The sequence below is a fragment of the Streptomyces sp. NPDC020845 genome, from assembly GCF_044334165.1.
GTDB lineage: Bacteria > Actinomycetota > Actinomycetes > Streptomycetales > Streptomycetaceae > Streptomyces.
The window spans coordinates 340,914-362,499 of record NZ_JBIRSJ010000014.1 but is presented as its reverse complement, the minus strand read 5'-3'; the positions used below and the strand labels follow the sequence as shown (position 1 = coordinate 362,499).

The window sequence follows — 21,586 nt, the reverse complement described above, 5'->3', positions numbered from 1 at the left end:
TCGGCCAAACTCTGCTACAACGACTACAACATCGAGAACTGGAGCGACGCCAAGACCCAGGGCGTCTACCGCATGGTGCGCGACTTCAAGTCTCGCGGCGTGCCCATCGACTGCGTCGGCTTCCAGGCCCACTTCGGCACCGGCGGCCCGCCGGCCAGTTTCCAGACCACCCTGTCGAACTTCGCGGCCCTCGGTGTGGATGTGCAGATCACCGAGCTGGACATCGCGCAGGCGCCGACGACCGCGTACGCGAACACGGTGAAGGCCTGCATGAACGTGGCGCGGTGCAACGGCATCACAGTGTGGGGCATCCGGGACACCGACTCCTGGCGCGCCGGGGAGAACCCGCTGCTCTTCGACGGCAACGGCAACAAGAAGGCGGCCTACAACTCGGCGCTCACCGCGCTGGGCGGCACCCCCGCGGCCGCGGCAAGTACCGTGCCGAAGACCGCGGTGAAGGGCACGGCGAACACCGCGGCAAACACCGTGACGAAGGCCGCGGCGAAGGCCCCCGCGAAGAGCCCGGCCTCCCCCAGCTCGGCCGCCGCCCTGCCCGGCAGCTTCAGCTGGAACTCCAGCGGGATCCTGATGTCCCCGAAGTCGGACTCCACCCACAACATCGCCGGGCTCAAGGACCCGACCGTGGTCTACTACAACGGCAAGTACCACGTGTTCGCCAGCGTCGCCAGCGCCTCCGGATACAGCCTGGTCTACCTGAACTTCACCGACTGGTCCCAGGCCGCCTCGGCCCCGCACTACTACCTGGACCGCAGCGGGATCGGCACCGGATACCGGGCCGCACCCCAGGTGTTCTACTTCGCGCCCCAGCGCACCTGGTACCTGGTGTACCAGACCGGCAACGCCTCGTACTCCACCAACACCGACATCAGCAACCCCAACGGGTGGAGCGCCCCGCGCAACTTCTACTCCTCGATGCCGGACATCATCAAGCAGAACATCGGCAACGGCTACTGGGTCGACATGTGGGTGATCTGCGACAGCGCCAACTGCTACCTGTTCTCCTCCGACGACAACGGGCACCTGTACCGCTCCCAGACCACCCTCGCCCAGTTCCCGAACGGGTTCACCAACACCGTCATCGCCGCCCAGGACTCCAACAAATACGCCCTGTTCGAAGCCAGCAATGTGTACAAGGTGCAGGGCAGCGACCAGTACCTGCTGATCGTCGAGGCCATCGGATCCGACGGACGCCGCTACTTCCGCTCCTGGACCTCCAGCAGCATCGGCGGCTCCTGGACACAACTGGCCGCCTCCGAGAGCAACCCCTTCGCCCGGGCCGGCAACACCACCTTCCCCGCGGGAGCCTGGACGAAGGACATCAGCCACGGCGAGCTGGTCCGCGCCGGATACGACCAGACCCTCACCATCAACCCCTGCAAGATGCAATACCTCTACCAAGGCATGAACCCCAACGCCAGCGGCGACTACAACACCCTGCCATGGCGGCTCGGCCTGCTCACCCAGACCAACTCCACCTGCTGACCGACCCGGAGACACCCGGCCTCGGCGCGGACATCAGCCCCCGGGACGCGCACCGCGCCGAGGTCCCTCCCGATCGACCGGGTCACTCCATCCAGCACACAGGCGGGTGCCGTCAGTGACGCCCTTGCGGCACCCTTCCGGGAAAGGAACCACGGTGCCCATACGACCACGCGGACGACTGCTCCGCTTCCTCATGGCCGCCGCCCTGACGGTCACCGCGTTCACCACGGCCTCGGTCCACTCGCCGGCTCGGGCCGCGCCCGGCAGTCCGGCGCTCACCCCGCCGCTGGGCTGGAACAGCTGGAACAGCTTCGGGTGCGGGGTCACCGAGGCGCAGGTCCGCCAAGCCACTGACGCGATGGTGTCCTCGGGCATGCGGGACGCCGGTTACCGGTACGTGGTCGTCGACGACTGCTGGTTCGACCCGCAGCGCGACGCCGCGGGCAACCTGCGGGCCAACCCCACCAAGTTCCCCAGCGGGATGAAGGCACTCGGGGACTACATCCACCAGAAAGGCTTGAAGTTCGGCATCTACCAGGTGCCCAACGAGCGCACATGCGCCCAGGGCACAGGCGGCTATCCGGGGTCCACCGGCAGCAAGGGCCACGAGGCGCAGGACGCCCGCACGTTCGCCTCGTGGGGCGTGGACTACCTCAAGTACGACTGGTGCTCCTCCGCCGGCACCCGGGACGAACAGGTCGCGCGGTTCACGCTCATGCGCGATGCCCTGCGCGCGACCGGGCGCCCGATCGTCTACAGCATCAACCCGAACAGCTTCCACGCCATCACCGGCGACAGGTACAACTGGGGCGAGGTCGCCGATCTGTGGCGGACGACCGAGGACCTGCTCGACATCTGGCAGAACGGCAACACCAACAGCTACCCGATGGGCGTGGGGAACGTCCTGGACGTCACCGCGCCGCTGGCCGCGCAGTCGGGTCCGGGCCACTGGAACGACCCGGACATGCTCGTCGTCGGCCGGCCCGGCCTGTCGCTGACCGAGTCCCGCTCCCACTTCGCCCTGTGGGCGCTGATGGCCGCGCCGCTCATGGCAGGCAACGACATCCGCACCATGTCGGCCGACGTGAGCGCGATCCTGCGCAACCCGCGCCTGCTGGCGGTGAACCAGGACCCCCTGGGCGCGGGCGGGCGCAGGGTGCGCGACGACGGAAACACCGAGGTGTTCGCCAAGCCCCTGTCCGACGGCTCGGTCGCCGTGGGCCTGTTCAACCGGGGGAACAGCACAACCACCGTCACCACCACGGCGGCCCAGGTCGGTCTGTCCGGCGGGTCGTTCACCCTCACCGACCTGTGGACCAGCGGCACTTCGAGCACGACCGGCCAGATCTCGGCAAGCGTGCCCGCACACGGCGTCGCCGTGTTCCGGGTGACCGGTGGCGCCCCGCCGGCCGCCACCACGTCCCGGCTGCGCGGCAACGGGTCCGGCCGTTGCCTGGATGTGGAGAACGCCTCCACCGCGGCCGGGGCGAGGACACTGATCCAGGACTGTCACACCGCCGCGAGCCAGCTGTGGACCACATGGGCCGACGGTGAGGTCCGCGTCTTCGGCGACAAGTGCCTGGACGCCTACGACCAGGGCACCACCAACGGCACCCGTGTCATCACCTGGCCCTGCAACGGGCAGGACAACCAGAAGTGGACCGTGAACTCCGACGGGTCGATCCGCAACGCGCACGCCGGCCTGTGCCTGGACGTCGACCAAGCCGGCACCGCGAGCGGAACCCCGCTCGTCCTGTGGACCTGCGACGGCCGGTCCGGCCAGAAATGGAGCCGCGCGTGAGGCCCGATCGGACCGCGTCTCCCTGGCGGAACCGCAGAAGGTGGGGTTGGCCGACAGGCCGGAGACGATGCGCGGAAACCGGGCGATGTCACTGCCGCCGAAGACGGTGACGCAGCGCCGCCCCGCACGGACCCGGGCCAGCCCCGAGTCGGCGAGCACCGTCTGCCCGGCGGCGGGCCGCGCGGGCCCGGACGACGGCAGGGGCCGGGCCGGACGGGGATCCAGGATTACCTCCGCGAGGGCATGGCCCGCGACCCGGCCGTCGACTCCGCGCGCGAGGATGTCGATGACCAGCCGGGCAGGAGCGCCGGGGTCACGGCTCGCCGGATGCCGGCCAGGACGAGTCCAACGCCTTCCGCGCCGTCCGCCACGTGACGCCATGCTTGCACTTCAGCTCCCGCATCGAGAGGCCACCGCGATGGCGCTACTGGTCGGTTGCACGCGGTGGCGGGGTGAGTGCCAAAGTGCCGCCGGCCACCAAGTACATGCCCTTGAGTGCGCCGCCGGCGGAAACGCCCGTCGCATGGCCGTCGCGCCAGTAGCTGTTCTTGGGATTGATGTACAACGAATAGGCCTTGTTGCCCCCGACCGCCAGAAATTCACTCGTCGCGTTCGCGGCGGTTTCGGAGCCACCGACTCCGCCCGGCCCCTGGTTCCGGACTCGCCCGGTAATCGTGACGAAACCGCCGACCGGAGTTGGTCCCGAAGGGCGGACTCGTCAAGGTGATGTGATGTTTGACCCCCTCTGCCGCCGCCACGCCACAGGATTGCCGTCCCGGATGACGCGGCAAACCCCTGCATCATTCGACGTCAAGCCTCTTGACAGCCTCCAAGGTCCCATGGGACCCCTAGAGAGGTCATGGGATGTATCGGCGCCTCTTGCCGCCCTCCCGTTTTTGCGCTCCCCGCCCGTACATGCCGTCGGAAGGTCATGTCGTGACGATCAGCAGGCGCGTCTTCCACCCGGGCGCCGCGCCGCAGCCGCCGCTACAGCGGGGGGCCAACATCGCGCCAGTGGCGGGTCAACCCCTGGCTGTACGCGACGATGCGAGGCCGGCCGGACACCTCGACGACCATCACCACCCTGGACGGCGGCCATATCGGCCTGCCGCTGGGACCGTGACTCCAGCGGACTGCCGTGCCACCGCCGGCCACGCCTCGCCGGCCGCGCAATATTTCGTCCACCAGGTCACCGGGCCGGGGGCCGGATTGGGTGCGCCAAGGTATTGACGCCCCCTGGAGGCCACCTGTCACCGCTTCCTGTCTGAATATCGAGTACCCCCTACAGATCGCCCACGACAGCACCCGCACCATCCGTACCGGTAAGGCCCCCCACGCGTTGCCGCCGTGCTGGCTACCGAGGACACACGCGACATTCATGGACGGGCCTCCGGCCGACCCCATGGAGCTTTCATGCATCCAGGACGCCGACCGCGCTCGCGATACGTTCGCGCTGCCGTAACTCTGCTGCTCGGGCTGGCGATGGCGCTGTTCGCCTCCCCCTCCGGCGCCGTCCCCGCATCGCCGACCGCCGCAGCCGGCATTCAGGCGCTGCCCAACAGTTTCCAGTGGTCCTCCAGCGGCCAGTTGATCGCCCCCAAGCCGGACGCGAGCCATAACGTCGTCGCGGTCAAGGACCCGTCAGTGGTGTACGCGAACGGCAAGTGGCACGTCTTCATGACGACCGCGAACAAATCGGGTGGCTGGAGTATGGCCTACACGAGCTTCTCCGACTGGTCGCAGGCTTCCTCGGCGCCGCTCACCTATCTTGACACCAACCCCAATATCGGCACCGGCTACCGCGCCGCGCCGCAGGTGTTCTACTTCGCGCCGAAGAACCAGTGGTATCTCGTCTACCAGACCGGCCGCCCGTCGTACTCCACCAGCAGCGACCCGGGAAACCCGTGGAGTTGGTCCGCACCCAAGGACTTCCAGACCAGCGGCTTCGGCGGTGCGCTCGACTACTGGGTCATCTGCGACGACAGCATGTGCTACCTGTTCTCCTCGGGCGACGACGGCAAGCTGTACCGGTCGGAGACCACCGTCGGCAACTTCCCGAACGGCTTCGGCAACAACAAGGTCGTCCTACAGGACTCGCAGTTCGCCCTGTTCGAGGGTGAAGCCGTCTACCGCGTACAGGGCACCAACACCTACCTGCTGATGATGGAAGCCATCGGCAGCGACGGAAACCGCTACTACCGCTCCTTCACGGCCAACGGCCTCAACGGCCAGTGGCAGCCGCTCGCGGCCGGCGAATCCAATCCCTTCGCCCGTGCCAACAACGTGACCTTCCCCTCCGGCGCCTGGACCAAGGACATCAGCCACGGAGAACTGATCCGCACCGGCAACGACCAGACCATGACCATCAACGGGTGCCGCCTGCAGTTCCTCTACCAGGGCAGGGATCCCTCTTCGAGCGGCGACTACTCCCAGCTCCCCTATCGCCTGGGCCTGCTCACCCAGACCAACAACAGCTGCTGAGCGTCCCGGCCCCTCTTTCATGGGGCCGGGGACCGAGCTGACGGCCCTGCCCCATGAAAACAACACCGCGGGACCACCACGCTGATGCACCGCGTCTGTGCGGCCCGCCTCACCCCCACAGCAACAAGGAGTCATCAATGTCAGTGCGACGGCGTACCTTACTGGGCCTCGGCGCGGCAACGGCGACCGGCGTGGGCATGTCCCTGCTCGGCAGCAGCGCGGCCGCCGGCACCCTGCTGAAACCCCGGATGTCCTCCCCGCGGCAGGCGCCCACCGCGCAGTTCGCCATCGGCGTGCGCCAGTTCAACTGGTCCCGCGGCAACCGCCAACTGACCACGAGGATCTTCTACCCGGCCGCCGGCACCCCGGGCGGCAACCCCATCCCGAACGCCCCCATCGCAAGCGGCGTCTTCCCCATCGCCGAATGGAGCCACGGCATGGGGTGCAACTCCGACTGCTACTCCTCGCAGACCCACGACCTGGCCGCCGCTGGCTTCATCTGCCCCGCTCCCTCATTCTCCGACAACACCAACATCGGCAGCGTCTACAACGGCAACTGGTCGAAGGACGTCTCCGAGGTACTCACCCGGACACTGGCGCTGAACAACACCACGGGCGACCCGTTCGCCGGGCACATCGACACCCGAGCCGGTGTCGGCGTATCCGGCCACTCGATGGGCGGGATGACCACCCACGGCCTGCTCACCGCCTGGCCGGACAACCGCATCGTCGCCGCCGTTCCAGTCGCCTGCGTGGACATGGGCAACCCGGCAGGCCTGGCCGCCAAGGTGCTGTTCATCCACGGCAGCAACGACGGGACCTGCAACATCAACTCGGCGCGCGCGGCGTACAACGAACTCCGCGCACCGAAGGCGTTCCTCACTCACGTCGGGGCGGACCACGGCCAGTACCTGGTCCCGGACTACCGGTACTACGCCCAGACGAAGAACACCTTCCTGGACTGGTTCCGCTGGAGCCTGTACGGCGACACCGCCGCACGCGACCGCCTGCAAAGCGATGCCACCAGCAGCGGCACCTCCTGGCAAGCGGCCCTCACCTAGGCGATTTCGCCTTGGCCCAGCCATTCGTCGGTCCGGGGGTGCGGTTGCTCCCGGACCGGAGGCCGAAGCGGGGCGGCCGGTGGCGGGACCACCGGCAGATGATCCACGCTGATGGCCCGGGCCGATGCCGTGCCGGCAAGGGCAGGGCCCCGGTCGTGGCCGGGGCCCGACCACTTTGGCTACTCGCTCGCGTCGGCGCCCGGTTCGCCCGGCGGCACGGCTTCCTCGACGCACACCCGCACGTCCCACGGGCCCAGAGGCAAGGTGTCGCCGGCCGCGTACCGCCGGCCGGTGAGGACATCGCGGACCGGGCTCGGCAGCGGGAAGGCGATCTGGTCCCATGACCAGTTGTGCACGAAGCGCAGCCGGCTGCCGTCCCTTGCGGTGGCCCCGGTGGAGGTGATCGACGGGTGGCCGGGGCGCCACGGGTCCGTGCCGGTGGCGGCCCACTGGAACAGCGCGCGGGCCAGGGTCTGGTCCGGGACGGTACCCACGCAGGTGATCCTCCCGGCTCCGTAACGGTGGGTGGTCACAGCGGGCCACCGGGCGAAGTGCGGGTGTTCGTAAGCGGCCAGTACCTCGGCCTCGGTGGGGGACAACGCGTCGGCCCAGGCCGTCGCGCGCGCGGCCGACGGCAGCGGCATCGCATCCGTACCGGTGACCGGCAGCGCCGACGCCAGGTTGGAGAACTCCTCGTAGGCGACGCCGGCCGCCGCGGCCAGGCGTGCGGGCTGGACGTCGGTACGTGCCCTGGCCTCATGGTCGGCGTAGCCGGTGCGCGGACCGAGCAGGAGGTGGCCGCCGGCTTGCGCGTACTCCAGCAGCCGGTCCAGGACCTGGTCCTCGGCGATGTAGTAGCCGGAGGCGACCAGCAGCGGCGGCAGGTCGGCGGTCTCCAGTTGGCCCGGGTGGACGATGCGTGCCTGCAGCCCCGCGTCGAAGGCGCCGCGGTAGAAGGCGCCGAACAGGCGCCCGTAGGAGCCGGTGTCGGGACCGTCGGGGGTGGAAAGCGGCGGCTGGTGCTGCAGCGCCCACATGCTGGGGTGGTCGAAGAGGAAGGCCGCGTCGGCGTCCGGGCGCAGGCCCGCGACGAGACCGCCGGCCGCCTCCAACTCCTCCCCCAGCCGCGCCAGTTCCCGGTAGCTGCGACCCGGGCGGCCGCTGTGCGGGAGGATCCCGCCCCAGAAGGTCTCGGTGCCGAAGTGCAGGGTGTGCCAGTGCCAGTACTCGATCATGGACGCACCGCGGGAGACCAGTGCCCACGCCGCCTGGCGCCACTGGCCGTCGTAGGCCGGGTAGTTCATCTCCGGGCCGCCGATGGCCTGGGCGTCGGTCTCGGTGACCAGGAACGGCTCCTGCCGGGAGGCGTACATCCGATCGGCGCTCTGGTACAGGGCCCAGGTCCCGCGGCTCGCCCACCCCTGGGGGGCGGTGTCCCGGTCCGGCAGCGCCAGACCGTCCTGCATGGCGTAGTACGGGTTCCCGGCGGTGACATCCAGCGCCTTCGTCAGTTCGGCGTCCTCGGCCGCCACCCGGTCGTAGGAGATGCACGTGGTGACGAACTGCCCTGGCCTGGCGTACTCCCGTACGAGGTCGGCCTGCCAGGCGATGAATTCGGTGGTCTGGCGGGCCTGGAAGCGCCGCCAAGCCAGGTCGTACTGCGGCTGCGCGTTGCCGTCGGGGCGCCACAGGTCAGCCCAGTCGCTGAGCCGGTGCGACCAGTAGACCAGGCCCCACTCCCGGTTGAGCGTCTCGACATCCTGGTAGCGGTGGCGCAGGTCGTCGACGAACCTCTGGAAGACCCCGTGGTTGTGCAGAAGCGCCACGCCCGGCTCGTTGTCGACCTGGAAGCCGACGACCGCGGGGTGGCCGGCGTAGTGCTCCACGATCTTGCGGATCACTCGCTCGGCGTGGAAGCGGAACGCCGGGTGGGTGAAGTCGACCTCCTGCCGGTGGCCCCACGCGATCCGCTCCCCGGTGCGCCGCTCCCCCGCGATCTCGGGATACTGCCTGGCCAGCCACGGCGGAACCGCGTAGGTGGGAGTGCCGATGATCACCCCTATCCCACGCTCGTGCGCGCCGTCCAGCACCGGGCGCAGCCACTCCAGCGCGAACCGGCCGTTCTCCGGTTCCCAGGTCGACCACACGGACTCCCCGACCCGGATCACCGAGAACCGGGCCTCGGCCATCAGGTCCAAGTCCTCCTTGAGCCGGTCGTGCGGCTGGTACTCGTGGTAGTAAGCGGCGCCGAAAAGGACCCGCTCGGCAGGCTCGTACATGCGTTTCTCCACTTCTGTCTGTATGGGGGCGGCCGCGGCCTCAGCCCTTGACCGCGCCGGTGGAAAGGCCGTCGAGCAGCTGCTTGCGCAGCAGGACGAAGACCGCGACGGTCGGCAGGACGGCGAGCACGGAACCGGCCATCACCAGGTCGTACTGGCGGCGCTCCACGCCGAAGAGGGTCTGCAGCCCCAAAGGCAAGGTGGCCTGGGAGCTGTCGGAAACGATGACCAGTGGCCAAAGGAAGCTGTTGTAACTCTGCAGGAAGGTCCACACCGCCAGGGCGCCGATCGCCGGCCGCAAGAGGGGCAGCACGATCCGCACGAAGATCCGCAGCTCGGAGCAGCCGTCGATGCGCGCGGCCTCCAGGACCTCGTCCGGGACGCTCTGGATGGTGTACTGCTGCATCATGAAGATCCCGAAGGCGGGGGCGACCCAGGGAACGATCAGCGCGAACCAGGGGTTGCCCAGGCCGGATTTGACCACGATGACGAACAGCGGCACCAGGATGACCGCGAACGGAATCGACAAAGAGCTGAACATCACGTTGAACAGCAGCCTCCTTCCGGCGAACCGGAATTTGGCGAAGGCGTAGCCGGCAAGCGCGCACACCAGCACCGACAGCGCCGTGGCCACCAAGGCGATGACCGTGCTCACCAGGAACCAGCGACCGAACGGCTGCTGGTCCAGCAGCGACCGGTAGCTTGCCAGAGTCGGCGGGCTCGGCAGCAAGGAAGGTGGGTAATCGAAGATGTCGCCGCGCCGCTTGAACGAACTGCTCAACGCCCACAGGAAGGGGCCGGTGAAGACAAGGAGCAGGACGGTCAGGACGGCGTAAAGCGCGGCGCGGCGCAGTGTGGCTCGGCGGGCGGTAGTGGTGGCGGTGGTAGTGGTGGTAGTGGTGGCGGCGGTCACGAGACCCTCCCGATGCCGAGCAGCCGGTTCAGGAGCTGGCTCACTGCGAAGACGATCAGGAACAGCACCACACCGGCCGCCGCGGCGTAGCCGAACTGCTGGCGCTGGAAGGCCGCCCGGTAGATGAACATCGCGACCGACATGGTGCTCTCGGCGGGGCCGCCCCCTGTGAGCAGGTACGGCTCGTCGAAGATCTGGGCCGCGGCGATGAAGGAGGTCACCGCGACGAAGGAGGTGACCGGGCGGAGCGCGGGCAGGGTGACCGCGGTGAAGCTGCGCAGCCGCCCCGCCCCGTCGAGCGCGGCCGCCTCATACAGCTCGCGCGGTATGTTCTGCAGTCCGGCGAGGAAGAAGACGGCGAGATACCCGGTCCAGCGCCACAGCATGAGAAGGCCGATGGTGACCTTGGCCAGGGTGGGATCGCCCAGCCAGTCGACGCCGCCTGTGCCGAACAAGGCGTGCGCGGCGGAGTTGACCAGGCCGAACCGCTGGTCGAAGAGCAGGCCGAAGACCAGCGCGATGACGATCGGGGACACCACGGTGGGCAGGAAGTAAGCGGTGCGCCACAGGTCCCGCACGCGAAGCCCGCGGGTGTTGAGCGCCTGGGCGACCAGCAGGGCCGCAGGAACCACGACCAGCATGCACACCAGCACGTAGTACCCGGTGTTGGCCATAGCCCGGTGGAAGCTGACGTCCGTGGCCAGCAGCCGGTAGTTCCGCAGACCCACCCAGTGCGGTGCCCCCAGCCCGACCCAGGAGCAGAAGCTGAGCCACACCGCGACGACGATCGGGCCGATCATGAAAAGCACGTACAGCACGTAGAACGGGCTGATGAAGGCATACGGAACCCAGGTATCTCGTCTGCGCTCCGTCTTGCCGCGCCGGGTACCGGCACGGATCCCCGTGTCGGCAAGGTCCGTTGTCATCGCTGCGCCCCTTCGGTCGGACGGGTTGTGGCGGTGGACCGGTTCACCGGCCGGCCTGGTTGCGGAAGTCCTCGGCTGTTCTGCGCAGTGCCTCGCGCGGCGAGAGCGCGCCCCGGTACGCCTTGAGCAGGTACCCCCCGAGCACGTCGCTGAGGATCGTCTGGTCGGGACTGTCGTGGACGGAGGGGATGTCCGCGAGCAGCGGCGTGTAGACATCGAAGGGGCGCTGGCCGCCGAAGTACGCGTCGGTGCTGCGGCGCAGCGAGGGATCGGCGAAGACGGAGCGGCGAGTGGGCAGGTATCCGAGTTCGCGGTAGCGGCGCAACTGGGCGTCGCGGGTGAGCCAGGCGGCCATCAGGAAATCGGTGGCGGCCTTCGTGGCCGAGCGGCCGCGCAGCACACCGAACCCCGTGCCGCCCACGGTGGTGGAGGCATGGCCTCCCGAGGCGAAGCGTGGTGGCGTGCGGATACGCCACCTGCCCGACTGCTCGGCGAGGTTGGGCAGCAGCATGACCGCCTTGTACCAGCTCGCCATGGGCAGCCCGATGATCCGGCCCCCCTTGAGCGCGGCTTGCATCGGGCCGCCGTAGAAGTCGTCAACCGAGGTCAGAAAGCCCGTACGCAGACCGGTGCACAGGAACTCCAGCACCTCGGCGGCTTCAGGGGAGTCCACCACGAGCCGTTGCCGGGCGTCGAAGAAGGTCCCGCCGCGCTGCTCCAGCAGAATCTGGAAGATCTGTACGACCTGGCCCGGGTTGCTGCCGGTGGCCACCGCGCCGAGCGAGACGCCGTGGCGCCGGTGCAGGGCCTCGCCGATGCGCGCAAGTTCCTCCCAACTGGTGGTGTCGGTGGGCAGCCCGTAGCGGGCGAACAGGTCCGCTCGATAGTGGTAGACGACCAGTGGGGTGTCCGAGTCGAGGGCGTAGAGCCGGCCATCGGCGGTGTACGGCGCCGTACGGGCCGTGAGCAGGTCATCGATGAGTCCGGGGACGGTCGCGACTGCCGGGCGCAGGTCGCTCAGCAGCCGGGGCGCGATGTCGCCGCGCAGCATCCGGGGGAAGCTGCCCCTCTCGAAGCCCATCAGGTCGGGCAGCCCCCGGCCGGCGACCGCCTGTGCGAGCAGCTTGGTCACAAGGTCGTTGGGGCCGGCCAGCATGGTCCGGAGACGGTAGTGGAAGGGGGTGGTCCGGTCGGCGGCGGCGATGCCCCCGGCGAAGAACTTCTGGTAGCCCTGGTCGTGGGTCCACAGCGAGAGCGTCACCGGACCGGAGGCCAGCGGCCGGGACGACTCGGCGCCGCAGGCCGCAACAGCGCCGGAGATCGCGGCGGCGAGAGCTCCACTGAGCAGGGAACGTCTGGTGGAAGCTCGCCAGGGTGATGTGTCAACGCTCACAATTACCTCGCTCCTGCGGGTGTTACGAAGCGCCCAGCTCAGAGGTCGGACCTTCACAGCGGGCAAAGAAAGGTCCCGCCTTCTGGTGGGCCGTCAGTGCCGGGCCGCCGGCCGCGCGGTGGACTCCCTGAGGACCAGCTGGACCGGGATGCGGGCGATGGCCTGGGGATCCGGATGGCGCTCGATCCGGGTGAGCAGCAGATCCACCGCACGCTCGGCGACAGCGGGGAAATCCTGTTTTACGGTGCTCAACTGCGGGGTGACGTATGCCGCCAGCGGGATGTCGTCGTATCCCATGACGCTGACCTGCCCCGGCACGTCCAGGCCCGCCTCCGCGAAGGCCCGCATCGCGCCGATGGCCATGTCGTCGTTGGCGGCGAACACCGCGGTGAGCCCTTGTACGCGGGCCAGTTCGATCCCGGCCGCGTAGCCCGAGGCGGCGGTCCAGTCGCCGGCTTCCGGCAGCGGCGGCTCCGGCGCACCCGCCGCGGCCAGGGCCTCCCGCCAGCCCTGGAGCCGGTCGCGGGCGGACCACCACTCCTGCGGTCCTGGCAGGTGCCAGACTGTGTGATGGCCGAGGGCCAGCAGGTGCTCGGTCGCGGCACGGGCCGGCGCGATCCCGTCCTCTCGGGCCAGGGCGAGGCTGACCACCGGTACATCACCCACCTCGCGGATCGGCGCGCCGTCGCCGACCGGGTTGAGCACCACGATGCCGTCGACGCCCTGGGCGAGCAGGGAGTCGATCGCCTCCGCCTGCCCGTCGGGCACGCTGTCCGCCACGGCCTCCGACGCCACCGCGTAGCCGCGGGAGCGCGCCACCCGCTGCAGGGCGACCAGTTGCGCGGAGGGCCCGTACAGTTCGACGCCGACCGACACCACGCCCAGCCGCCCGTAGCGGCCTCGGATGAGCGCGCGGGCGGCGGTGTTGGGGCGGTATCCGAGCGCATCGATCGCTTGCTGCACGCGCGCCCGGACATCGTCGCTGACGTGCGGCTCGCCGTTGACCACACGCGAGACCGTCTTCTGGGACACACCCGCGGCCCTCGCCACGTCGTGCATGCCCGGTCCGCGTCCGGTGCGGGGCCGCGGCCCCGCACCGGACGCGGACCGGGGCGGGGTGGAACTGTCGGGCATGGTCCTCCCTCGAGGAGCGGGACATGGAGGTGGTCGCCGTCCGGAATGGCTGCGCAAACCTTGATTGACTACGTAGTCAAAGCGGTCGGCCGCCCTGCCGTCAAGACCTGCTTGCCAGCGCGTATGCGGAAGCGGTGAAGACCGGCGGCGAGACGAGTCCGGGGTCTTGCGTTCCCGCGGTGCTTCGACGGCGGGACCCCTCGAAAGGGGCCGAACTCCTCGTCCTGCGCCACGAAAACACCGTGCTACGACACCGAACAAGGGCCGCCATGAAGAAGCTCATGGGGCGGCCCGAGCACGGTGGCCGGGGGGGCGATCTCGACCGTCGGGTCCAGCCGCACCGCTTCCGGAGTCGGAGGTCCTGTAGTCGGGTCTGTGGTGCTCTTGGGTGGCCGGTGCCGTCACCAGCCCATCGGCAGACCGGCGATGAACGACGTGAGCCGGTCGGAGACGAGTCGGTCGTCGTGCGCCGAGTAGTGCCAGTCGCAGCCCAGGAAGTCCAGCCCCGAGTCGTCGAGGAACCAGTAGCGCACCCGGCTGTCACCGGCGTCGTTGCGTGCCTTGACCACCTGCTGGACATGGCCGGCGAACTGGCCGGTGCCGACCGCCACGATGGTGGTCGTGGCCCCGTAGCGCGTCCGCAGCTTCTGGAGGAAGTCGCCGTAGGCGGTGCGGTAGGCGGCAGCCAGGCTGTCGGGCGTCCACGGCTCACCGGGGTTGAGGGCGGTCGAGAAGTCGTTGGTGCCGAGGTTGACCACCACGAGCTGAGGGTGCCAGGTGCCCGGGTTCTGCCAGACGTCGCCGGACACGTTCAGCAGGGCACGGTCGTAGAAGGTCCGGTAGGTGACGTCCGGAGAGCCTCCGTTGTAGTTGCGCACCATGCCGAGGCCCGAATAGCCGTTGATCTGGTAGTCGGCGTTCAGTTGCCGGGCGGTCAGGGCGCCGTAGCTCACGTCGGCGTTGGTGGTCCGCCTGACCCGGTCCCAGGTGCAGTCGCGCGAGGTCGAGAGGTTGCCGTAGCCCACCGTGAGGGAATCCCCGATGAACTCGATCTGGCGGTTGCGGGCCGCCGGTTTGCTCAGCACGGCACCGCCCGGCGCGGCGACGAAGCCTCCGAACGCGCTGGTGTCCCCTGGGCTGTCGTTGCGCTTGACGAGCCGGACGGTGTGCGCGCGGTCCTGCAGGCCGTTGATCCAGTGCGTGGTCCGGCCGGGCGTGACGAGCGTGGCGACGGTGGCGCCGTCGACCTGGACGTCGTAGTCGGCGGCCGAATCGTTGAGCACGATGCCCACGCCGGTGCCCCTGACGGTGCCCTCGAAGTACACGCCGGGCCAGCTGTACTGCACCGTGTTTCCGGCGTCCTTCACCCGCCCGGCGGTGTGCACCTGAGCCAGCACTCCCGTCGTGGGGGCCAGTTGCCACTGCTGGTTGGCCCCGCCCCAGTCAGTGAACTGCACGACCTTGGCGCCGTCAGCGGTGGAGGCGCTGTCGACCTCGACGGCCTTGCCGCTGTTGCGGTTGATCAGCCGGACGTAACCATCCGGCGAGTCGGCCGGCCGGAACTGCTGGTTGGTGCTGCCCGCGTCGCTCCACTGCACGATGTCCGCGTGGTCGGCGGTGGAGTGGTTCAACACGTCCAGCACCTTGCCGGAGTGCTGCGCCTTCAGCCGGTAGTAGCCATTGCCCGAGTCGACGAACTGGAACCGCTGGTTGGCGCTGTCGGTGCGGGTCCACTGCGAGAGGCTCGCTCCGTCGGCGGTGTTCGCGCCCGACACGTCGAGCGCCTTGCCGCTGCCACGGTTGACCAGCACGTACCACGCGTTCGGATCCACGGTGGCCGCCCGTGCCGTCTCGGCGGCGCTCCATCCGGCCAGGAGCGCCGTCCAAAGGGCGGTCACCACGGTGAGCACCGTCGTTCGTGTCACGCGTCTCCGCCACGGCACCGTGAATGTCATATACGTGCCCTTCATTCGCGTCTCCTTCGCTGAATGCGGCCGCGCGGTGCGTCATCCCGTATGCCCTGGGTGGCGATGGTGGCGCGCCTCCTGATCGAAAGCCGGTGTCCGCCCGATGGGACTCCCGGGCGGACAGCACTGTTGTCAGTCCGGGCCAGGCTCAGTCCTCATAGCGGAAGTTGGTCTTCCCGCCGCCCGCGGTGCTGCTGTGCACGATGCCGACGCGGCCGCGCCGAAGCGCAATCCGGTGGGCAGCTCGGAGAGGCGTGGCACCCACTCGACACCGTCCCCGCTACGCCGGGCTGGGAAATTTCGTTGATGAACCAGCTCCTGAGCACCGTCCGGCCCACGACGAGCGAGGCGTCGTCCTTGAGACCGAGGTAGCAGCCGGTGTCGGCGGCGCGGGTGAGGACGCCCCCGCCGATCACGGAACGGCAGCTGGACGGCAGCGGAAGGGAACGGAGTGGCCACGAATCAGATCCCTCCGCAAGCAGATATGGATGACGGCTTGAGCGTGAGTTATCGAAGCGCATCGACGCTGCCAGTGCCCGTACGGGCTGTCAATGGACCAGGCCGAGAAACTTTCTTTGCACCTGGGCTCTTGTTTCGCACGAAACAAGCCCGCTAACTTCCCGTGCCAAGTGAAGCGCTTCGACACGCTCCAGGGGAAGGGCCCCGACCATGACGCACGAGTTGAACCGCAGAAGCTTCGCCGGCGCAGCAGCCACGGCCGCGGGAGCGGCCGCGTTGCTGTCCGCCCGCGGGGAGGGCGGACAGCGGAAGACGGGCACGAACACGAAGTCGGGTCCGAACGCCGCGCTGCCCGACCACGTGCCGCGGACACCCGTCGAACCGGACATCGCTTCCGTGTCGGGCAGAGACAGCGCGGTGACCGATCCCGGGTTGAACCATGCCGGCACACCATCATGGTGACCATCGCCGACGTGGCGAGACACGCGGGTGTCTCGTCCAGCACGGTCAGCTACGTCCTGAACGGCTCCCACCAGATCTCCGAGACGACCCGCAGCCGTGTCCTGCGCTCCGTGGCGGAACTCGGCTTCCACCCCAATGCCGGAGCCAGGACGCTGGCCGGACGCCGCTCACGCATCATCGCGCTGGTGATGCCGCTGCGGACGGACATGTACGTCCCGGTCATGATGGAGATCGCCATCTCGGTCACGACCGAGGCACGGCGGCACGGGTACGACGTCCTGCTCGTCACCGACGAGGAGGGCCCCGAGGGCGTGCGGCGCGTCGCGGCGAGCGGGCTGGCCGACGGCGTGATCCTCATGGACGTCGAACTGGGCGACCCCCGCATCCCCGCGCTGCGCGCCCGGGGCACACAGGCCGTGCTGATCGGCCTACCGGACGACCCGCACCAACTGTCCTGCGTCGACCACGACTTCACCGCCGCCGGCGCCCTGTGCGCGGACCACCTGGCGGACCTCGGCCACCGGTACGTGGGCTTCATCGGCTACGGCTCCAGCGTCTACAAGCGGCACGCCGGATACGCCGAACGAACCCTCGCCGGCTTCCGCGAACGGGCGGAGCAGCGGAGGGTGCGCTTCCTGCACCGGCCCTGCGAGGGCTCGTACGAATCCACCGCCTGGACCCTGACCCGGATCCTCGCCGACCGACCCGGCACCACGGGCTTCGTGGTGCAGAACGAGGCGGCGATCGGCCCGCTGCTAGACCTGCTGAAGGCCGCTGGACGGTCCGTTCCCGAGGACACCTCGGTGGTCGCCCTCTGCCCGGAGCAGCTGGCCGAGCAGCACACACCCGCCCTCACCACCGTGTCCGGCCCCGGACAGGAACTGGGCCGCGTGGCCGTCGGCCAGATGATCCGGCGGCTGACCGCCGCACAGCGGGGCGAGCCGCCGACAGACGAACGGGTCCTTCTGCAGCCCACCCTGACCGTCCGCCAGAGCAGCAATACCCAGCCCCCTCCGCCCATGGAGCCGTCATGACAGCAGAGCGCATGGCCGACCGCCTGGGCCGACGGCACCCCCTGGGACCCGCGCAGCCTTCCGCACCGTACCCGTGAACCGGCCGAAAGGCCCGACCGACCGAGAAGGACGACGTATGAAGGACATATGGCACCCCGCACACCATCGCAGTCGGGGCCCGGGACGCCTGGCGGCCCTGCTGCTGACGCTGGTCGTCATGCTGGGGCTGACCGGCGGCTCGGCACTGGCCTCGCCCAACGGCACGGGGGAAACGTCATCGTCGGCGGTCAGGGTCCCGGCTTCCGCCATGGACGCCGTCGCGGCGATGCAGCCCAGCTGGAACCTGGGCAACACCCTGGACGCCATTCCCGACGAGACGTCCTGGGGCAACCCGCTGACCACCAGAAAGCTGCTCGCCACCGTCCGCGCGCAGGGCTTCCGCAGCGTCCGCATCCCGGTGACCTGGACCGACCACCACTCGGCCACCGCCCCCTACGCCATCGACGCCGCGTACATGAACCGCGTCGAGCAGGTTGTCGACTGGGCGCTCGCCGAAGGCCTGTACGTCGTGATCAACATCCACCACGACTCATGGCAGTGGATCTCGAAGATGTCCACCGATCATGACGAGGTACTGGCCCGCTTCAACTCCCTGTGGACCCAGATAGCCGAGAGATTCCGGGACGCGCCGCGCGCACTGCTCTTCGAGAGCGTCAACGAACCGGTCTTCGACAACGCCACGGACGCCCAGAAGACTCAGCTCCTGAACGAGCTCAACACCTCCTTCCACTCCATCGTCCGCTCCTCCGGCGGCGGGAACACCGACCGTCTGCTCGTCCTGCCCACGGTGGGCTGCACGCCCTCCCGGACCCTCATGGACGACCTGTCCACCACGATCAGCGCACTGCACGACAGCAACCTCGTCGCCACCGTGCACTACTACAGCTGGTACCCGTTCAGCGTGAACATCGCGGGCGGTACCCATTACGACGACAACGCCCAGAAGGACCTCGACGACGCCTTCGCCCGCATGCACGACACCTTCGTCGCCAAGGACATCCCCGTCTACCTCGGCGAGTACGGCCTGCTCAGCTGGCCGGACCACAACCATCCGGACCGCGTCGAGCGCGGCGAGGCGCTGAAGTACTTCGAACACCTCGGATACGAGGCGCGTGTCGCCGGCGTCACCACGGCGCTGTGGGACCCCTTCGCCTACCTGAACCGCGACACCCTGCGATGGCGGGACCCCGCCCTGTTCGCCTGGATCAAGTCCAGCTGGACCACCCGCTCGGGAACCGCCTCCTTCGACAAGATCTTCCTGCCGAAGTCCAGCCCCATCACCGCCCAGTCGCTCACCCTGAACCGGAACGGCACCAGCTTCCGCGGTCTGTGGCACGGCCGCACCAAGCTGGTCGCGGGACGCGACTACACCGTCTCCGGAAACCGGCTCACCCTCACCGCCAAGGCCCTGACCCGGCTCGCCGGCGATCGTGCCTACGGGGTCAACGCCACGCTCCGAGCCCGGTTCTCCCGCGGGCTGCCGTGGCAGATCGACGTGGTCACCCACGATACGCCGGTCCTGACGAACGCCACCGGGACGACGAGCTCGTTCACCATCCCCACCCAGTACCGGGGTGACGTACTGGCGACCATGCACGCCACGTACGCCGACGGCAGCAACGCCGGACAGACCAGCTGGACTCCGTACCAGGAGTTCAACAAGGCCTTCTCACCGGACTACCCCAACGGCAAGATCATCCTGACCCCCGAATTCCTGAACGCACTCCGCGACACCGAGCCGGTGACACTGACCTTCCACTTCTACAGCGGAGCCACCGTCACCTACCACGTCACCAAGTCCGGACCCTCGGCCACCGGCACGGCCTCCTGACCGACCTCTCCTCGCTCCTGACCGCCCGCTCCCCCGGGCGGCCAGGGCACAGCGGTCCGTTCCCCGCGGGCTCACTCCTCCTTCGGCGGAGCCGTGCTCTCCCGGACGGTGAGGGTGGTCACGATCTCCAGCCCCACCTGGGGCACCGCCTCTCCCCGGCCGAGCGCGAGGGCCAGCTCGGTGGCGGCCGTCGCCATCTCGGCCAGCGGCTGATGAACAGTGGTCAGGGGCGGATCCATCCAGGCCACGGCCGGCACGTCGTCGAAACCCACCACGCTCAGGTCATGCGGGATACCCAGGCCCAGCTCCCGCGCGGCCTGATAGACACCGAGCGCCTGCATGTCGTTGGCGGTGAACACGGCGGTGGGACGATCGGGGCGGGACAGCAGCTCCCGCGCCGCCACGTACCCGCGTTCACGCGAGAGCTGCGTCTTCACCACCAGACCGGGGTCCGTCGGCAGGCCCGCCTCCGCGAGGGCGGAGACGTAACCGGAGAGCCGAGCGCGGCAGAAGTCGTGGTCCGGCCCGCTGATCATGGCGATGCGCCGGTGCCCCAACTCGACCAGATGCCGGGTCGCCGCCTGACCACCTCTCCAGTTCGTCGCTCCCACGAACGGCACTCCGTCGGGCAACTCGTCGATCGGGTCGAAGACAACGAAGGGGATGCCCTTGGCGGTCAGTTGCTCCCGCTCCGTCTCAAGGAGCTGGGCCACCGACAGTACGGCCTGCGGTCGCCGCCCCACCGTGTCGCCGATGGTCCTTCCGTCCGCGTCCGGAAGCCCGAACTCCGACACCAGCAACCCGACCCCGTTCCTGCGGGCCACGCGCTCGACTCCGCGGATGATCTCCACGGACCACATGTGCTCCAGCTCGCGGAACACCAGCTCCACCAGATTGCTCCGGCTCTGGGGAGGCTTGCGGTAACCGTACTCAAGGATCAGCTGCTCGACCCGGGCCCGGGTCTCGTCCGACACTCCGGAACGGCCGTTGAGCACTTTCGACACGGTGGGAACCGAGACGCCCGCGGACTCGGCGATGTACGCGATCGTCACCGATGCGGGTCCCGCGCCACGCTCCCTGTGTTCGTCCGCCGAAGGTCTTCCCGATCGGTTGTCCGGCACGGTCGCCTTTCCCCATCCCCTCGACTGCTGCAACCGCCATTCTGACACCTTCGATCAGCCCTGCGTCCTGCCTCGGCTCCCGTTGCGCCCCGGCGCCGTCTCCGGCGTCGAGTTGGCTTCCCGCGCCCGAGGCTCCGCCACTCTGCTTCCCTTCCTGCCCCTCGTCACAAGGACCACCATGGCTCTGTCTGATCAAAATCCTGACGAACTCCTCGCCTACCGGCCGGAGGTGTCCGTGCCGGAGGACTTCGACCCCTTCTGGCAGCGGACCCTGGCCGAAACCCGCGCCCGAGGCGGAGCGGTGAAGGCTGAGCGGGTCACCGACCGGCACCTGCTGAGCACGGTCGAGGTGGACGACGTACGCTTCCCCGGCTGGAACGGCGAACCCGTGGCCGCCTGGCTGCTGCGCCCGCGCGGCGCCGAGGCGCCGCTGCCGGTCGTCGTCACCTACATCGGGTACTCCGGCGGCCGCGGGCTGCCCACCGACCACCTGCTGTGGTCCGCGGCCGGTTACGCCCAGCTCGTCGTCGACAGCCGCGGACAGGGCCACGACACCCCGGACCACAGCGAGGGCGACGGTACGCAATGGGCCGAAGGCTTCATGACCCGCGGCGTCGACTCACCCGACAACTACTACTATCGCCGCCTCATGACGGACTGTGTGCGCGCCGTGGACGCGATCGTCGAACTGCCCGGACTGGATGCCGCGCGGGTCGTCGTGGCGGGCGGCAGCCAGGGGGGAGGCCTGGCTCTCGCGGTTGCCGGACTCGCCCAGGACCGGGTGGCGGCAGTGGTTCCGGACCTTCCGTTTCTGTGCCACTTCCGCCAGGCGGCGCAGATCAGCGGGGAGGGCCCGTACCTGGAACTCACCAGATACCTGCGCTGGCACAGTCCGCACCGCGTCGAGACGACCTTCGCCACACTCGACTACTTCGACGGTGTCCACTTCGCCCGTCGGGCGACGGCCCCGGCACTGTTCAGCGTCGGCCTCATGGATCCGGTCTGCCCGCCCTCCACCGTCTACGCCGCCTTCAACCACTACGCGGGGGCGGACCGGACCATGACCGTCTGGCCCTTCGCCGACCACGGCGGCGGCTTCGGCCGGAACACCGCGGTGCAGCTGAAGTGGCTGCGCCAACGCGGTCTGGCCCCTCAGCAGTAGGCGAAGGAGGCCGGCCTGGC

At 69.1% G+C, this 21,586-nt stretch carries 16 protein-coding genes; 7 read left to right on the top strand and 9 right to left on the bottom strand.

Annotation, left to right across the window (positions count from 1 at the left end):
* Together ACH4U7_RS35595 and ACH4U7_RS35590 are read left to right on the top strand one after the other, a co-directional pair.
* Positions 1-1,503, top strand: a 1,503-nt coding sequence (locus ACH4U7_RS35595; RefSeq protein WP_398531906.1) for a non-reducing end alpha-L-arabinofuranosidase family hydrolase, incomplete at its 5' end; no start/stop codon positions are given.
* A 193-nt stretch (positions 1,504-1,696) separates the two neighbouring features.
* Entirely contained in the window at positions 1,697-3,304 is a 1,608-nt protein-coding gene (locus ACH4U7_RS35590; protein WP_398531923.1) for a glycoside hydrolase family 27 protein, read from the top strand.
* 424 nt (positions 3,305-3,728) lie between these two features.
* On the opposite strand, the gene ACH4U7_RS35585 is transcribed toward ACH4U7_RS35590, so the two are convergent.
* Positions 3,729-3,977: an arabinofuranosidase catalytic domain-containing protein gene (locus tag ACH4U7_RS35585; protein ID WP_398531922.1), complete on the bottom strand. Its 249-nt coding sequence runs from the start codon at positions 3,975-3,977 to the stop codon at positions 3,729-3,731.
* Between the two features lie 740 nt (positions 3,978-4,717).
* Here ACH4U7_RS35585 and ACH4U7_RS35580 point away from each other — a divergent pair.
* Together ACH4U7_RS35580 and ACH4U7_RS35575 are read left to right on the top strand one after the other, a co-directional pair.
* A complete protein-coding gene (locus tag ACH4U7_RS35580) occupies positions 4,718-5,785 on the top strand; it encodes a non-reducing end alpha-L-arabinofuranosidase family hydrolase (protein ID WP_398531905.1) in 1,068 nt (355 codons plus the stop codon).
* 137 nt (positions 5,786-5,922) lie between these two features.
* Positions 5,923-6,846 carry an alpha/beta hydrolase family protein gene (locus ACH4U7_RS35575; protein WP_398531904.1) on the top strand — a complete coding sequence of 308 codons (924 nt, stop codon included), beginning with the start codon at positions 5,923-5,925 and terminating at the stop codon, positions 6,844-6,846.
* Between the two features lie 179 nt (positions 6,847-7,025).
* On the opposite strand, the gene ACH4U7_RS35570 is transcribed toward ACH4U7_RS35575, so the two are convergent.
* From ACH4U7_RS35570 to ACH4U7_RS35540, 7 genes are all read right to left on the bottom strand, one after another.
* Complete coding sequence (locus ACH4U7_RS35570; RefSeq protein WP_398531903.1) at positions 7,026-9,125, bottom strand: beta-galactosidase; 2,100 nt, start codon at positions 9,123-9,125, stop codon at positions 7,026-7,028.
* 40 nt (positions 9,126-9,165) lie between these two features.
* The gene (locus ACH4U7_RS35565; RefSeq protein ID WP_398531902.1) at positions 9,166-10,038 is read right to left on the bottom strand and encodes a carbohydrate ABC transporter permease; all 873 of its coding nucleotides are present in this window, start codon (positions 10,036-10,038) and stop codon (positions 9,166-9,168) included.
* Entirely contained in the window at positions 10,035-10,964 is a 930-nt protein-coding gene (locus tag ACH4U7_RS35560) for a carbohydrate ABC transporter permease (RefSeq protein ID WP_398531901.1), read from the bottom strand. Before ACH4U7_RS35560 ends, ACH4U7_RS35565 begins: the two co-directional genes overlap by 4 nt.
* Before the next feature lie 43 nt (positions 10,965-11,007).
* A complete protein-coding gene (locus ACH4U7_RS35555) occupies positions 11,008-12,357 on the bottom strand; it encodes an ABC transporter substrate-binding protein (RefSeq protein WP_398531900.1) in 1,350 nt (449 codons plus the stop codon).
* 93 nt (positions 12,358-12,450) lie between these two features.
* Positions 12,451-13,491, bottom strand: coding sequence for a LacI family DNA-binding transcriptional regulator (locus ACH4U7_RS35550; protein ID WP_398531899.1), 1,041 nt, complete (start codon positions 13,489-13,491; stop codon positions 12,451-12,453).
* A gap of 401 nt (positions 13,492-13,892) precedes the next feature.
* Complete coding sequence (locus tag ACH4U7_RS35545) at positions 13,893-15,446, bottom strand: RICIN domain-containing protein (RefSeq protein WP_398531921.1); 1,554 nt, start codon at positions 15,444-15,446, stop codon at positions 13,893-13,895.
* 560 nt (positions 15,447-16,006) lie between these two features.
* Positions 16,007-16,366 (bottom strand): hypothetical protein, encoded by a 360-nt coding sequence (locus tag ACH4U7_RS35540; RefSeq protein ID WP_398531898.1) that lies wholly within the window; start codon positions 16,364-16,366, stop codon positions 16,007-16,009.
* Positions 16,367-16,372: 6 nt separating this feature from the next.
* On the opposite strand from ACH4U7_RS35540, the gene ACH4U7_RS35535 reads away from it, so the two are divergent.
* Together ACH4U7_RS35535 and ACH4U7_RS35530 are read left to right on the top strand one after the other, a co-directional pair.
* On the top strand, positions 16,373-17,413 hold the full coding sequence (locus ACH4U7_RS35535) for a LacI family DNA-binding transcriptional regulator (RefSeq protein ID WP_398531897.1): 1,041 nt from the start codon (positions 16,373-16,375) through the stop codon (positions 17,411-17,413).
* Positions 17,414-17,528: 115 nt separating this feature from the next.
* The gene (locus ACH4U7_RS35530) at positions 17,529-19,283 is read left to right on the top strand and encodes a cellulase family glycosylhydrolase (protein ID WP_398531896.1); all 1,755 of its coding nucleotides are present in this window, start codon (positions 17,529-17,531) and stop codon (positions 19,281-19,283) included.
* A 71-nt stretch (positions 19,284-19,354) separates the two neighbouring features.
* Here the strand turns inward: ACH4U7_RS35530 and ACH4U7_RS35525 are convergent, their stop codons facing one another.
* A complete protein-coding gene (locus ACH4U7_RS35525; protein ID WP_398531895.1) occupies positions 19,355-20,335 on the bottom strand; it encodes a LacI family DNA-binding transcriptional regulator in 981 nt (326 codons plus the stop codon).
* A 247-nt stretch (positions 20,336-20,582) separates the two neighbouring features.
* On the opposite strand from ACH4U7_RS35525, the gene ACH4U7_RS35520 reads away from it, so the two are divergent.
* Positions 20,583-21,566, top strand: a complete 984-nt coding sequence (locus tag ACH4U7_RS35520) for an acetylxylan esterase (protein WP_398531894.1) — start codon at positions 20,583-20,585, stop codon at positions 21,564-21,566.
* Positions 21,567-21,586 lie beyond the last annotated feature (20 nt).